Raw genomic sequence first — 13,100 nt, 5'->3', positions numbered from 1 at the left:
ATAATATTCCCTTTCATGCATCGCGCTTCCGTTATTACTGAGATTTGACCATGACTTCTTTATCTAGCCAAAGCCCTTCTGAAACCAATACCGCTGCTGTCCAAATTGTTTTAAACACTCTACTCGACACCCATCAGTTTGACCCCGCCCAAATCAAAACTGACCTTGAGAGCTTAGAACATTGGGGCAAAGACTGGACCAAACACTTTGCGCCAGCCGCTGCTGCCATCGTCTTTCCAAAGACCACCGAGCAAGTACAAGCCATCGTCCTCCTTGCCAATGAGCACAATGTCGTTCTAACCCCAAGTGGCGGTCGTACTGGTCTGTCTGCAGGCGCCGTCGCGGCCAATGGCGAGATAGTCGTCAGCATGGATAAAATGAACCGGATCGGCCAGTTTTATCCTGCCGATCGCATGGTTGAGATTGAAGCAGGCGTGGTCACTGAGCAATTACAACAATTCGCCGAATCAAAAGATCTGTACTACCCCGTTGACTTTGCCTCAGCCGGCTCCAGTCAAATGGGTGGCAATATCGGCACCAATGCAGGCGGTATCAAAGTTATTCGCTACGGTATGACCCGTCAATGGATCATGGGACTCACCGTCGTCACCGGTCGTGGCGATATCTTGCAGCTTAATCGCGGTATGGTCAAAAATGCCACCGGTTATGACTTGCGCCAATTGTTTATCGGTAGCGAAGGCACGCTAGGGCTAGTCACCCATGCCCAAATCAAGCTGGAACGTCAGCCGCAAGACTTAAACGTCATGGTACTTGGCATGGACAGCTTTAACGATGTGATGAATGTCCTATCGGCGTTTCAAGCGCAGATTGATTTGACCGCGTTTGAATTCTTTGATGATGTCGCGATTGATAAACTCATGGCCCACGGTCAAGTCCAAGAGCCATTTGAATCACGTACCAAGTTTTATACGCTGCTAGAGTTTGAAGCGCCATACGAGCCGATCATGGATAAAGCCATGGCCATATTTGAGCACTGCATGGAGCAAGGCTGGGTCGTCGATGGGGTGATGAGCCAAAGCCTCGCACAAGCTGAGGAGCTCTGGAAACTGCGCGAATACATCTCTGAGACCATCTCAGTATTCACCCCTTACAAAAACGATGTGTCTGTACTCATCAGCTATGTGCCTGAATTTATCACTGAGATTGATCACATCGTCAGCAGTAACTATCCTGACTTTGAAGTCTGCTGGTTTGGCCATATCGGTGATGGTAACTTGCACCTAAACATCTTAAAGCCTGAAAACATGAGTAAAGACGACTTCTTTAGCGAATGTCAGATCGTCAATAAGTATGTGTTTGAGACGGTACAAAAATATGGCGGTTCTGTGTCTGCTGAGCACGGGGTGGGTATGACTAAAAAGCCGTATCTACACTATAGCCGCAGCGAGACTGAAATAGACTACTTACGTGACATTAAAAAAGTCTTTGACCCAAACAACATTATGAATCGGGGTAAGATTTTTGATATTTAACTGACCGTCTTCTCATGAGCCTGACATAAAAAAGACGCTAAACTGCAAAAGTTAGCGTCTTTTTTTACACGTTTGAGCTTATAAATACAGCAGTACCAAGGCCGCAATAAGTAGGGCACTTAAAAAGCCTTGGACGATTAAAAAGGCTTGATGCGGTGCGGCAATATGACGACACAGGTTGCCCAGCGCACTTTAAGTAATGCCAAGACGTGCGCTTTCTCACCTTCGATACATTGCAAAAAGTGACCACTGCCATAACATAAGACACCTGTGATATCCGAATAAACAAAAGGTGTTAACTCACAAAAACGTAGCAAATAGTTACCACGTTAGACTGTCATTGATCAGGCAGCTTGTTATGATATCGAACAAAACAAAGGGGGCTAAAGACACAGCCTTGCCAACTTGAGTACCGCCCCACACATATACTTGATACCACCAAAACCAGTCCAGTAGAGTCCCACAACAGGAAAATTATGAGTAAAATAGAAAAATTAGATGATTTTCATCTTACGATCGCTGAAATCAAGAAAAAAGACTATCCGCAATTAAAAGCACTGATGGACCGTGTCTATGTAAACTTAGGCGGTGCGTGGTCAAAGAACACCATTCACGCCTTAATTGATGCTTTCCCTGAAGGCCAGATTGCATTATTTGATCACGATCAACTGATTGGTATCGTCCTATCCATGCGTGTGGATTATGCTAAGTTTTCAAACCCGCATACCTACGATGATCTGATTGGACAAAAAGAAATTATCAGAGACAATCCAGAGGGTGATGCTATCTATGGGTTGGACGCCTTGATTGACCCTGAATATCGCGGTTATCGCCTAGGTCGTAGGCTTTATGATGCCCGTAAAGAGCTTTGTCGCCAGCTTAACTTCCGCGCTATTTTGGCAGGTGGCCGCATTCCTAATTACCATAACCACCAAGACCTCACCCCTGGCGAATATATTGACGCCGTGGCAGCTCGGGAAATACATGATCCTGCGCTGTCGTTTCAATTATCGAACGGCTTTATCGTCAAGCGCATCTTGACCGCTTATTTGCCCGATGACAAACAATCCAAAGGGTTTGCGACTTTACTTGAGTGGGCAAATATTTATTATGAGCCACAAGATTACAAGCCTAGTACGCGTAAGTCTGAAGTGCGTATTGGTGGTATTCAATGGCAAATGCGTGAGGTCGAATCACCTGAGGAATTATTACAACAAGTCGAGTTTTTTGTCGATGTGATGGCAGACTACAACTCAGATTTTGCTTGCTTACCAGAATTCTTTAACGCGCCATTAATGGGTTTGTGTGAATCGACGGATCAAAACATCGCTATTCGATTTTTGGCAGGTTATACCGAATGGTTCAAAAATGAGATTTCGCATTTAGCAGTCAGCTATAACGTCAACGTGATCACTGGTTCCATGCCATTACTCGATGAAGACGATACTTTGTACAATGTGAGTTATCTGTGTCGCCGCGATGGTACGGTTGAAGAACAACGCAAAATTCATATCACGCCGCACGAGCGTAGCGCTTGGGTCATCGAAGGCGGTGATGAGGTCAAAGTATTCGATACGGATGCTGGACGTATTGGTATCTTGGTCTGCTATGATGTTGAATTCCCAGAGCTTGCCCGCCTACTCGCGCTTGATGACATGGATATTTTGTTCGTCCCTTTTTGGACAGATACCAAAAACGGTTATCTGCGAGTGCGCCACTGTGCACAAGCACGGGCGATTGAAAACGAATGCTATGTCATGATTTGCGGCTCAGTGGGTAACTTACCGCAAGTTGAGAGCTTGGACATTCAGTACGCACAGTCGTCTGTTTTCTCACCATCAGACTTTGCCTTCCCCCATGATGCGATTATGGCAGAAACGACCCCCAATACTGAAATGATCTTCTTCTCAGACGTGAATTTAGATAAGCTTACCCACGTCCGTAACGAAGGCTCGGTACATAATTTACTTGATCGCCGTGATGATTTGTTTAGCTTAAAATGGAAGCGAAAAGCCAAAATTCCAGCGAGCAAATTAACTGATGAAGAGCGCCGTGAAAACTCAGGCAGCGTACTGACCGGTGATCCGTTACAAAACCGCGCCAAAAAACCCTAATCGGTTAAGATAAGACATCTATCATAAATCGTATTGATAACACGGCTGATCACTCAGCCGTTTATTTTTATCTATAGTCAACTCGACATAAAAAAGCAGCCATGATGACTGATATCAAAAAGAAAAAAGACAAACCTAAAAAAACACCAACACAAAAGGCGTGGTCTGTCTGTAGAACCATACTATTATACGGTCTGGTATTCGCGGTGATTTATACGGCGTTTAATTGGTGGCGCCAACCGGTCATGCCAGCCAACCCGCAGCTACAGTTAACAGACTATCAAGGACAACCGGTTGATTTAGCAGCGCTGAGTCGCGAGCAACCAACGCTGGTATATTTTTGGGGGACGTGGTGTCCCATTTGTCGTGTTACCTCTCCCACGATAGACAAACTTGCGGCACAAAACCATTATCCCATCGTCACTATTGCGATCAAATCCGGTTCCGACCAAGAACTCCATCGCTACCTTACTGAAAACAACTATCGTTTTACCACAGTAAACGACCAAGAGGGCCGTGTCTTTGCTGACTGGCAAGGGCAAGTGACGCCGTCCTACGTCATTTTAAAAGAGGGTGAGATGGCACAAGGTTTGACAGGGATTCAGCCCCTGTGGTCATTGAAGTTACGATTGTGGTTGTCGTCCATTTTTTAACGTTTAACCAATTTTTTGGCGGTTATAAATAAACCCTCAACAAGGTCACACGTATGACGTGATAAGTGACATATCCCTGAGATAAACAGTTGATTTTGGGCAAAATACGCGCGACACTGGTCAGCCCTTTTTACCCTACCCTTTTTGTCATATAATAGCTGCCGTTATCATTGCACCTATTTAATGTATTTTTATCACGGTGTTTTGTGGCTGATAAACGTATTTTATGTTGCATTCGTCTCGTTAGCATTTATTATTGACGTAACGGGGCTGATAAATAGCATATCGCGGCCTAACCTTACAGTCACAGCACCACTAAATAAAGACGCTAACGGTCTGTGCTACTGGTAAAATCTTTTAGCTTGCGGTTCGCAAACATGACAGAGGTGGCAAACGTTTTATCGCATACACACCATAGCACCTTTAAAGCGTTTTAACCCTATTAGCAAAAAAACGCCTAGGCACGTTGAAACGATCAGCTAAGCGTTGCCTTAAATTTTACATCCGATTGTACACTGACCTTTTAATCCAATCCTAACCTACCTTTTAAAAAGACACCTTTATGACTGATAAAAGTACTGATACACCAAGCCACGATTATAAAGACACCCTAAACCTTGCCGACACGCCATTTGCGATGCGTGCAAATCTTGCTAAGCGCGAGCCTGATTGGCTGGCGGCGTGGGAAGCGGATGACGTGTATGGCAAAATTCGTCAGGCACGAGCGGGTGCGCCCAAGTACATTTTGCACGATGGCCCTCCATACGCCAACGGTCAGATTCACTTAGGTCACGCGGTCAATAAAGTACTCAAAGACATTATCGTCAAGTCCAAAACACTATCAGGTTTTGATGCGCCATACGTGCCTGGCTGGGACTGTCATGGTCTGCCAATCGAGCAAAAAGTCGAAGCCAAGGTCGGCAAAGTTGGCCAGAAAGTCTCGGCCACTGAGTTTCGTGGTCTTTGCCGTGAGTACGCCAGCACACAGATTGAATTGCAAAAAGCGGATTTTAAGCGCCTAGGCGTGTTTGGTGATTGGGACAATCCTTATCTAACGATGAACTTTCATCAAGAAGCCAACATCGTACGTGCGCTTGCCAAAATTCATGAAAACGGTCATGTGACCCGCGGTATGAAGCCCGTCAACTGGTGCTTGGACTGTAGCTCTGCCTTGGCAGAAGCTGAGGTCGAATACCAAGATAAAGTCTCAGATGCCATCTATGTCAGCTTTGATGTGCTTGGCACTGATAAGGTTGGCGCTTTGGCTAATGTTGAAAGCCGTATTGCCGCTGTTATCTGGACGACGACGCCATGGACATTGCCTGCCAACCAAGCCATCTCGGTACATCCTGAGCATGACTATAGCGTGGTTGCCACTTCAAGGGGCAATTTGCTGTTGGCGGCTGATTTGGTTGAAACCGCACTGACTGAGCTTAAGTTGGACAACAAAGGTATCCTTGCGACTGTAGCCGGACGCGAGCTTGAAGGGCTGCGTGCCCAGCACCCACTGATTGCAGAGCGTCAAGTACCACTTATCTTAGGCGATCACGTGACCACTGACAGTGGTACAGGTCTCGTGCATACCGCGCCGGGTCATGGTTTGGACGATTATATTGTGGGTCTTAAGTACAATTTACCCGTTGAAAACCCAGTAAGCGGTACAGGCGTTTATTTAGACAGCGCAGCGGTATTTGCGGGTGAGCATATTTATAAAGCCAATCCAAAAATCATCGCAGCCTTACACGACAACGGTCACTTAATCAGCCACACCAAGATTGAACACAGCTATCCACATTGCTGGCGTCACAAGTCGCCGATTATTTTCCGCGCCACGCCGCAGTGGTTTATCAACATGGAAACCAAAGGGTTACGCGAGCGAGCACTTGCTGATATTCCATCCGTCAATTGGACGCCAGCATGGGGCCAAAACCGTATTGAAGCGATGATGACGGGTCGCCCTGACTGGTGTATCTCCCGCCAGCGCACGTGGGGCGTGCCGATTACCTTCTTTACCCACAAAGAAACGGGTGAGCTACATCCAAACACGCTAGAGCTGATGGAAACGGCCGCGCAAAAAATCAATGAAGGCGGCGTGGAAGCGTGGTTTGATGCCAGCTGTGAAGATTTCTTAGGTAGCGAAGCCGCTGACTATGACAAAGCCACAGATACGCTCGACGTGTGGTTCGACTCTGGTACGACGCACTTTGCAGTACTTGAACAGCGTGATGAGCTGACCAATCCTGCCGATATGTACTTAGAAGGCTCTGATCAACACCGTGGCTGGTTCCAAACGTCACTACTAACGTCTGAAGCCATGTACGAGCGTCCGCCCTTTAAACAAGTACTGACGCATGGTTTTGTCGTTGATGAAAACGGCCGTAAGATGAGTAAGTCACTGGGCAATATCATCACCCCGCAAGAAGAGATCAATAAAACGGGCGCAGATATGCTGCGTTTATGGATTGCCTCAAGCGACTATCGCTATGAGATGAGCGCTGGTAAAACGGTGTTTAAAGGGGCAATCGATATGTATCGCCGCATCCGTAATACGCTCCGTTTCTTACTTGCCAACACCGATGACTTTGATCCAACGACCAACAGCGTTGATATCAATGAGCTTGTAAGCTTGGATAAATTTATCCTTGAGCGCGCGCAAACGGTACAAGCGCAAATCATTAGTGCGTATGATGCGATGGACTTTCACCAAGTCACGCAACATGTGACGGCGTTTTGTTCGCAAGATTTGGGCAGTTTCTATTTAGATATTATCAAAGATCGTCAATACACCACCCAGACTGATGGGCAGCCCCGTCGCTCTGCGCAAACGGCTATTTATCATATCGCTCATGCCTTGATTCGCTGGATCACACCGATCTTGTCATTCACGGCGCAAGAGGCTTGGGAAGTATTGAATCAACGTGATACGGCTAAAGGTGGCTACGTCTTCACTCAGGAATGGTATGAGTTCCCAGAGTTTGAGCTCAGTGCCATCAGCAACGATGACTGGCAACGTATTATGCTGGCCAAGGACATGGTAAATAAACATATCGAAACCGCACGTGGCGAAAAAATCATCAATGCCAACTTATCTGCCGATGTGAGCCTATATGCTGAGGGTTCGATGTTTGAAAGCCTAGCCAAGCTGGGTGAGGAGCTGCGTTTCGTCCTGATTACCAGTAGTGCCACATTACAGCCCATGAGCGCGGCCCCTGCTGACAACGTTGCTCTAGATGAGCAAGCCGACAGCGATACAGAAGCAACCGTAGAGTTAGTGGTGGATGTTAGTGCCGCCACGGGTACCAAATGCGTACGCTGTTGGCACATCCGTGATGATATCGGCACAGATAGCGCACATCCTGAGATCTGCGCGCGCTGTGTGACCAATGTCAGCGGTGATGGCGAGGTGCGTCACTATGCCTAACTCAACGGGTCCGTCAGAAAATAACCAGCCGCGTGTAGAAGTCGATCATTCTCCCAAGCCTGCGCATGCGACCACGGGCAGCTCAACAACGCCGAGAAGTCGCTTGACCAAAACGCCGAAAATGATTGCTAATGGTCGACGCGCGTTTATGTGGTATTTGTTGTCCCTAGTCATTATTGTGATCGATCAATGGACAAAATGGTTGGCTGAAACCAAACTGACCTTTCATGAGCCAGTGCCAGTGATTGAACCTGTTCTTAACTGGACACTCGCCTACAACTATGGTGCGGCCTTTAGCTTTTTGGCAGATGCAGGTGGTTGGCAAAAATGGTTCTTCTCAGGCTTGGCGCTGGTCATGTCGCTGTTTTTAATCATCTATCTGGTGAAAACGCCTCGCAAAGCCACGCTACTCTCTTTTGGACTGGCGTTGGTGCTTGGCGGTGCAGTGGGTAATTTAATTGACCGCTTGCTACATGGTCACGTGATTGATTTTATTCATGTGCACAATGCCGACGTTTGGCATTATCCGATTTTTAATATCGCTGATATGGGTATTAGTATCGGTGTGGCACTGATTGTCATTGACATGCTGTTTTTGGAAAAGAAGCGCAGCATTTAACGCTTATTACTCTAGATAATGCTGTGAATAAAGGCGGGTGACGTGTACGTGACCCGCCTTTTTGCCATCTATCTTTTTAACTGTATAGTCTAAGCTACGATCTTATGACGCCCAAACACCAGTCTCTGTACGAATTGGGTGGGTATATTTGTATAAAGTAATCACTGAGGTTCGCCTTTTGTGAACGCAACTTTTTTAAAAAGTACAACTTATTATACTCACACCATATACAAGTAAACGCTAGAAAATCATTTAGAATATATGAGAAAAGGCGAAGACAAAATAAGTAAAAGGATATTCTCTATGTTACCTGCTCACCCAAACCCTGTTTTTCAAAAAAGAATAACCATTTTCGATGCAGCGAATAACGAGCACACAATCACTAGAAAGTCAGTCACTTTATCCGTGTTACAAGCAGACATCACCACGCTAAACGTTGATGCCATTGTCAATGCTGCCAATTCAAGCTTATTAGGCGGTGGCGGTGTGGACGGTGCGATTCATCGAGCCGCAGGCCCTGAGCTGCTTAAATACTGCCGCACGTTGAATGGCTGTCCGACAGGCGATGCCAAAATAAGCCCAGCGTTTAATTTGCCGTCTCAGTATGTCATTCATACTGTCGGCCCTGTTTGGCATGGTGGCAATCGAGATGAAGAGGCACTGCTTGCCAGTTGTTATCAAAAATCTCTCGCAATAGCGACTGAGCAAAATCTGACGAGTATCGCCTTTCCCTCCATCAGTACAGGCGTCTATGGTTATCCACTAGATAAAGCCACTGAAGTAGCAATTGACGCCGTACAGGCCTATATAAAAGGCTATGAATCAGAAGATAAACAAGCATCCAACCTCCCAATTCGTGAGGTGATTTTTTGCTGTTTTTCGGATAAAGCGGCAACCGTTTATAAGCAATTATTAGAGAAGGAAGAATAAGTAAACTTGCATAATCGAGCCGCTATCAAATAAATATAGTGCTACTGAGATAAATTTTACGCAGCCTCTATCTGCGCAGGCACAGCAAGCAAGGAAAATTTATACCAGTCGCACGTCGCCTTCAATGTAACGATTTCATATCGAACTGATTATGTCATCGATAATGTCTACAAGATGCCGTCTAAAAACGCCAAGCCGTCACCCGCTAAAATAAACAACAACCCTGCCATATTGATGACCACGGTCAAGTAATAGGTGAGTCGAAACTCAGGCTTTTGTGACTTATGACGCAAATAAGTCTGCGCGACCATTGCCCCAACCCAACCGCCAAGGGCACTAAGCAGATGCAGCGTTGATTCAGGCGTTCGCCAATCGCCGCTTTGAGCAGCGGCTTTGTCTTTGGCGTACATCGCATAGGTTATGACTCCCAATGCCGCGTACCAAGCAATGACCAGCCAACTCAGTTTATGAGTGACCGCCAATAAAATTAACACGCCATAGAATCCAATGCCTAAGAACAAGCGTTTCTTTTGCCCTGCTTCAAAGTCCGCTTGAGCGCTACGCTTTGTATTACGCTGACGGATTTGCTGATTTTTTTGAGCCATTTTTTGTTGTACAAAGCTCAGCTCTTGTACTTCTTTTGCTTGCATCCGTCCTTGATGGTCTCGCCCAAGCGTAAAGACGACTTGCTCACCGACCTCAGGCCGACGGCGCGCTTTAAATTCATTGATATGAAAAAAAACGGACTCACCATTTTGCGTTTCGATAAAGCCAAAGCCTTTGTCATCTTGCCACTTTTTGATGAGGCCTTGTTGTTTATTTGCCATGGATACTCCTACCCTCTTTTAGACTCGCCAAATATAGTACACTATTTGCGTTACACTATTTACGCTTACAACCTTTTCTAGATGGATTATCATTTCCGACATCTTGATGACCCTCACTTTCTATTCCAGCAACAGGTGGCTTTTACTATGACCGAATCACAGTTTGTTAACCCCAATGAAGACACACGTATCACTTACGGCAGCCTTGTGAAGCTGCACTTTGAAGTATCCTTAGAAAACGGTACGGTGATTGATTCGACCTTTAACCGCGACGCGCCAGTGACCTTGACGATTGGTGATGAGAGCCTATTACCAGGCTTTGAGCAAGTGCTCATGAATCTACGCGCAGGTGACACCCGTACTGCCCATCTTGAGCCAGAGCAAGCGTTTGGCGACTGGAACCCTGACAATATCCAACATTTTAGCCGTACCCAGTTTGCGCTCGTGGCTGAAAACCCTGAAATAGGGATGATGGTGGAATTTGAGGATAAAGGTAAAAACACGCTGCCCGGTACCATCAGCGCGATCGATGATGACGAAATCGAAGTGGATTTTAATCACCCGCTTGCGGGGCAATCCGTCCTATTTAAAGTAAAAGTATTCAAAGTCACCCCGCCTGGCGTTACGGGTATCAAGTTAATGTAATAATTTAATATAGTTATTTCAACTATCGTTTATAAGCTATACAAGAGACACAGTGCTACTGAAATAAATTTTATGCAGCCTCTGTCTGCGTAGGCACAGCAAGCAAAAAAAATTGTTTCAGTAGCGCATTATAGTGTACGTTTTTACTGATAACGGATTGTATAGTCGCTCAAATATCCTATCAACGATCACCAAACAAAAAACAAAAACGAATTTAAAAAGGACACTTACATGCAATATGAAACGCTGCTACAGCTGGATGAAAAGGTTTCTAAAATTTGCCTAGGTACCATGACATGGGGACAGCAAAACACCGAATCTGACGCACACACGCAAATGGATCTGGCACTCTCTGAGGGCGTGAACTTTTGGGACACGGCTGAGATGTATCCTTCACCACCAGATAAAGACAAGCAAGGTGATACTGAGCGCTTCATGGGCACGTGGTTTCATAAAACCAAGCAGCGTGACAAAGTGATCCTTGCCAGCAAAATATCTCCGATGGATTTTTTACGGGATGGTCAGACACGTTATACCGCCGAACACATTAGTCATGCTATCGATGGCAATTTAGAGCGTTTACAAACTGATTATATTGATATATATCAGCTACATTGGCCTGAGCGTCAAGCGAATTTTTTTAGTCAGCGCGGTTACACAGAAGAGATGGCAGCGCAGCCGCTAGATGATTTAACGCCCTTTTTAGAGACCATCCAAGCGTTAAATGATGAGATTAAAAAAGGCCGTATTCGCGCTTATGGGCTGTCTAATGACACCGCTTGGGGTCTGATGCGCTACCTTTGGGAGGCGGATAAAAACGGTCTGATTGCACCCATCACCGTGCAAAACCCTTATAGTTTACTCAATCGTTTATATGAAGTTGGTATGGCCGAAATCGCGCATCGTGAAAACGTTGGCCTGCTCGCTTATTCGCCGCTTGGCTTTGGCGTACTGTCTGGTAAATACCTCGACGGCAAACGCCCTGCTGGTGCGCGTCTGACGATGTATGATCGCTTTGCCCGTTATACCAATGAGCAAGCCAAGGCAGCCACCGCTCAATATGCCAAAATCGCAGCTGATGCGGGGTTAGATATGGCACAGATGGCACTGGCTTTTGTCAACACGCGTTCCTTTGTCACCAGTAACATCATTGGCGCCACCACGACCGAGCAGCTTCAGTCCAACATCGACAGTATTCACGTCAGTCTGACGACAGACGTATTAGAGGCAATTGAAGCGGTACATACACAGCATCCCAATCCGTCACCTTAGAACGTTGCAATTAACTTAATCACTATTAAGCTTTGATGATTTACTTTAATTATGGGGATGAATTTTTTGAAGCCTCTGTCTGGCACAGCGCACAGCAAGCGAGAAAACTTCATCCCAGTAAGTCATTTTTATCAGTAGAGCATTCTTTGTTTTAAACTGACTAAATAAAAAAAAGGCGCCAATCGCGAGTATTATCACTGCGATTGGCGCCTTTTTCTTTGCGTCTGCTTTCTCATTTAAACGAGAAGTTACGCGTTAGGAACTTTCGTCAATACCCGAGAATGCAGCTCAGCCAGACCTTCTTGCATCCGTGCTTGCAATAAATTGGTCAGCTCACTTTTATTCAGCCCTTTAGGATCGATCGGCTCAAGTGGTAAGACATAGGCTGTGACATCCTTGCTATCGAGCACCTTTTTTATGCTGTCTTTCATCGTAAGCTTACCGTAATAGGGTAACGCTTCGCTTAAAGTCCCATCTTTATTGACATAAGAGATAATAAGAGGACGAACAGGCACATCGGCATCTATTGCCGCTTGTAGCAATGTGCCATGTATGCGCTTGATTTTTTTACCATCCGTCGTGGTTGCCTCTGGAAAAAAGATCACCGAGAACCCCTCGGTCAAAAAACTGGCTATTTGCGCTGCGACCGAACCTGCATCCCCAGAGCCACGCTCAATAAATACCGTACCTGCCGCATGGGCCAGCTTACCAAAGATAGGCCAGTCCCCAATTTCAGCTTTGGATAAGAAGAAAGCAGGGCTTAGCGTACCTACCACAGGAATATCCATCCATGACACATGATTAGATACCCATAAACCATGATGCTGCTCTACTGGCTCAACGGCTACGACCTTTACGCCAAAAGAGCCGGCCATTTTGCGACAAAACGTTTGGATATAGCGTGGCAGCGTTTCGCGTGGTGGCTGTTTAAACGCCCCGATACGTTGAGCGGCGCGCATGCCCCCAGCGATTGTCGTGGTCATGCCAGCAATTTGTCTGCCGCGGCCCAATTGTCGTTTGAGTGAAAAGCCTGACTTAGATTGGCTCATCTGTGTCCCTCGTGGTTAAAAAACTTATGATTATATATATATCTTAAACAAGCGCCATGAGTATAACAAAATCCAGT

General features: G+C 46.1%; 11 protein-coding genes. 8 read left to right on the top strand and 3 right to left on the bottom strand.

Going from position 1 to position 13,100, the window contains the following annotated elements; genetic code table 11:
- The first annotated feature begins 50 nt into the window (after positions 1 to 50).
- Positions 51 to 1,493 carry an FAD-binding oxidoreductase gene (locus DVY93_RS03355; RefSeq protein ID WP_230709093.1) on the top strand — a complete coding sequence of 481 codons (1,443 nt, stop codon included), beginning with the start codon at positions 51 to 53 and terminating at the stop codon, positions 1,491 to 1,493.
- A 137-nt stretch (positions 1,494 to 1,630) separates the two neighbouring features.
- Here DVY93_RS03355 and DVY93_RS12440 read toward each other — a convergent pair whose 3' ends face one another.
- The gene (locus tag DVY93_RS12440; RefSeq protein WP_330165957.1) at positions 1,631 to 1,732 is read right to left on the bottom strand and encodes a hypothetical protein; all 102 of its coding nucleotides are present in this window, start codon (positions 1,730 to 1,732) and stop codon (positions 1,631 to 1,633) included.
- Between the two features lie 237 nt (positions 1,733 to 1,969).
- On the opposite strand from DVY93_RS12440, the gene DVY93_RS03345 reads away from it, so the two are divergent.
- From DVY93_RS03345 to DVY93_RS03325, 5 genes are all read left to right on the top strand, one after another.
- Entirely contained in the window at positions 1,970 to 3,607 is a 1,638-nt protein-coding gene (locus DVY93_RS03345) for a carbon-nitrogen hydrolase family protein (RefSeq protein ID WP_193004643.1), read from the top strand.
- A gap of 101 nt (positions 3,608 to 3,708) precedes the next feature.
- Positions 3,709 to 4,260 carry a protein disulfide oxidoreductase gene (locus DVY93_RS03340; RefSeq protein ID WP_193004644.1) on the top strand — a complete coding sequence of 184 codons (552 nt, stop codon included), beginning with the start codon at positions 3,709 to 3,711 and terminating at the stop codon, positions 4,258 to 4,260.
- A 562-nt stretch (positions 4,261 to 4,822) separates the two neighbouring features.
- Complete coding sequence (ileS, locus tag DVY93_RS03335) at positions 4,823 to 7,681, top strand: isoleucine--tRNA ligase (protein ID WP_230709091.1); 2,859 nt, start codon at positions 4,823 to 4,825, stop codon at positions 7,679 to 7,681.
- Entirely contained in the window at positions 7,674 to 8,300 is a 627-nt protein-coding gene (lspA, locus tag DVY93_RS03330) for a signal peptidase II (RefSeq protein WP_230709089.1), read from the top strand. Before ileS ends, lspA begins: the two co-directional genes overlap by 8 nt.
- 303 nt (positions 8,301 to 8,603) lie before the next feature.
- Complete coding sequence (locus DVY93_RS03325; RefSeq protein WP_193004647.1) at positions 8,604 to 9,230, top strand: O-acetyl-ADP-ribose deacetylase; 627 nt, start codon at positions 8,604 to 8,606, stop codon at positions 9,228 to 9,230.
- A gap of 167 nt (positions 9,231 to 9,397) precedes the next feature.
- Here the strand turns inward: DVY93_RS03325 and DVY93_RS03320 are convergent, their stop codons facing one another.
- On the bottom strand, positions 9,398 to 10,057 hold the full coding sequence (locus DVY93_RS03320) for a DUF1294 domain-containing protein (RefSeq protein WP_230709087.1): 660 nt from the start codon (positions 10,055 to 10,057) through the stop codon (positions 9,398 to 9,400).
- Between the two features lie 147 nt (positions 10,058 to 10,204).
- Here DVY93_RS03320 and fkpB point away from each other — a divergent pair, with 147 nt between their 5' ends.
- Positions 10,205 to 10,702, top strand: coding sequence for an FKBP-type peptidyl-prolyl cis-trans isomerase (fkpB, locus tag DVY93_RS03315; protein ID WP_193004649.1), 498 nt, complete (start codon positions 10,205 to 10,207; stop codon positions 10,700 to 10,702).
- A gap of 231 nt (positions 10,703 to 10,933) precedes the next feature.
- Positions 10,934 to 11,974: an aldo/keto reductase gene (locus DVY93_RS03310; protein ID WP_230709085.1), complete on the top strand. Its 1,041-nt coding sequence runs from the start codon at positions 10,934 to 10,936 to the stop codon at positions 11,972 to 11,974.
- 248 nt (positions 11,975 to 12,222) lie between these two features.
- Here DVY93_RS03310 and DVY93_RS03305 read toward each other — a convergent pair whose 3' ends face one another.
- Positions 12,223 to 13,023 carry a lysophospholipid acyltransferase family protein gene (locus DVY93_RS03305; protein ID WP_230709083.1) on the bottom strand — a complete coding sequence of 267 codons (801 nt, stop codon included), beginning with the start codon at positions 13,021 to 13,023 and terminating at the stop codon, positions 12,223 to 12,225.
- Between the last annotated feature and the right edge of the window lie 77 nt (positions 13,024 to 13,100).

This window comes from Psychrobacter sp. CCUG 69069 (genome assembly GCF_021023115.1).
Taxonomy (GTDB): domain Bacteria; phylum Pseudomonadota; class Gammaproteobacteria; order Pseudomonadales; family Moraxellaceae; genus Psychrobacter; species Psychrobacter namhaensis.
This window is presented reverse-complemented; position numbering and strand designations above follow the sequence as displayed.

Bases quoted from the DNA above. Each gene is read 5' to 3' on its own strand.
- DVY93_RS03305 (WP_230709083.1), bottom strand. From the start codon at position 13,023: ATGAGCCAATCTAAGTCAGGCTTTTCACTCAAACGACAATTGGGCCGC.
- DVY93_RS03310 (WP_230709085.1), top strand. From the start codon at position 10,934: ATGCAATATGAAACGCTGCTACAGCTGGATGAAAAGGTTTCTAAAATT.
- lspA (WP_230709089.1), top strand. From the start codon at position 7,674: ATGCCTAACTCAACGGGTCCGTCAGAAAATAACCAGCCGCGTGTAGAA.
- DVY93_RS03355 (WP_230709093.1), top strand. From the start codon at position 51: ATGACTTCTTTATCTAGCCAAAGCCCTTCTGAAACCAATACCGCTGCT.
- DVY93_RS03345 (WP_193004643.1), top strand. From the start codon at position 1,970: ATGAGTAAAATAGAAAAATTAGATGATTTTCATCTTACGATCGCTGAA.
- DVY93_RS03320 (WP_230709087.1), bottom strand. From the start codon at position 10,057: ATGGCAAATAAACAACAAGGCCTCATCAAAAAGTGGCAAGATGACAAA.
- fkpB (WP_193004649.1), top strand. From the start codon at position 10,205: ATGACCGAATCACAGTTTGTTAACCCCAATGAAGACACACGTATCACT.
- DVY93_RS03325 (WP_193004647.1), top strand. From the start codon at position 8,604: ATGTTACCTGCTCACCCAAACCCTGTTTTTCAAAAAAGAATAACCATT.
- DVY93_RS03340 (WP_193004644.1), top strand. From the start codon at position 3,709: ATGATGACTGATATCAAAAAGAAAAAAGACAAACCTAAAAAAACACCA.
- ileS (WP_230709091.1), top strand. From the start codon at position 4,823: ATGACTGATAAAAGTACTGATACACCAAGCCACGATTATAAAGACACC.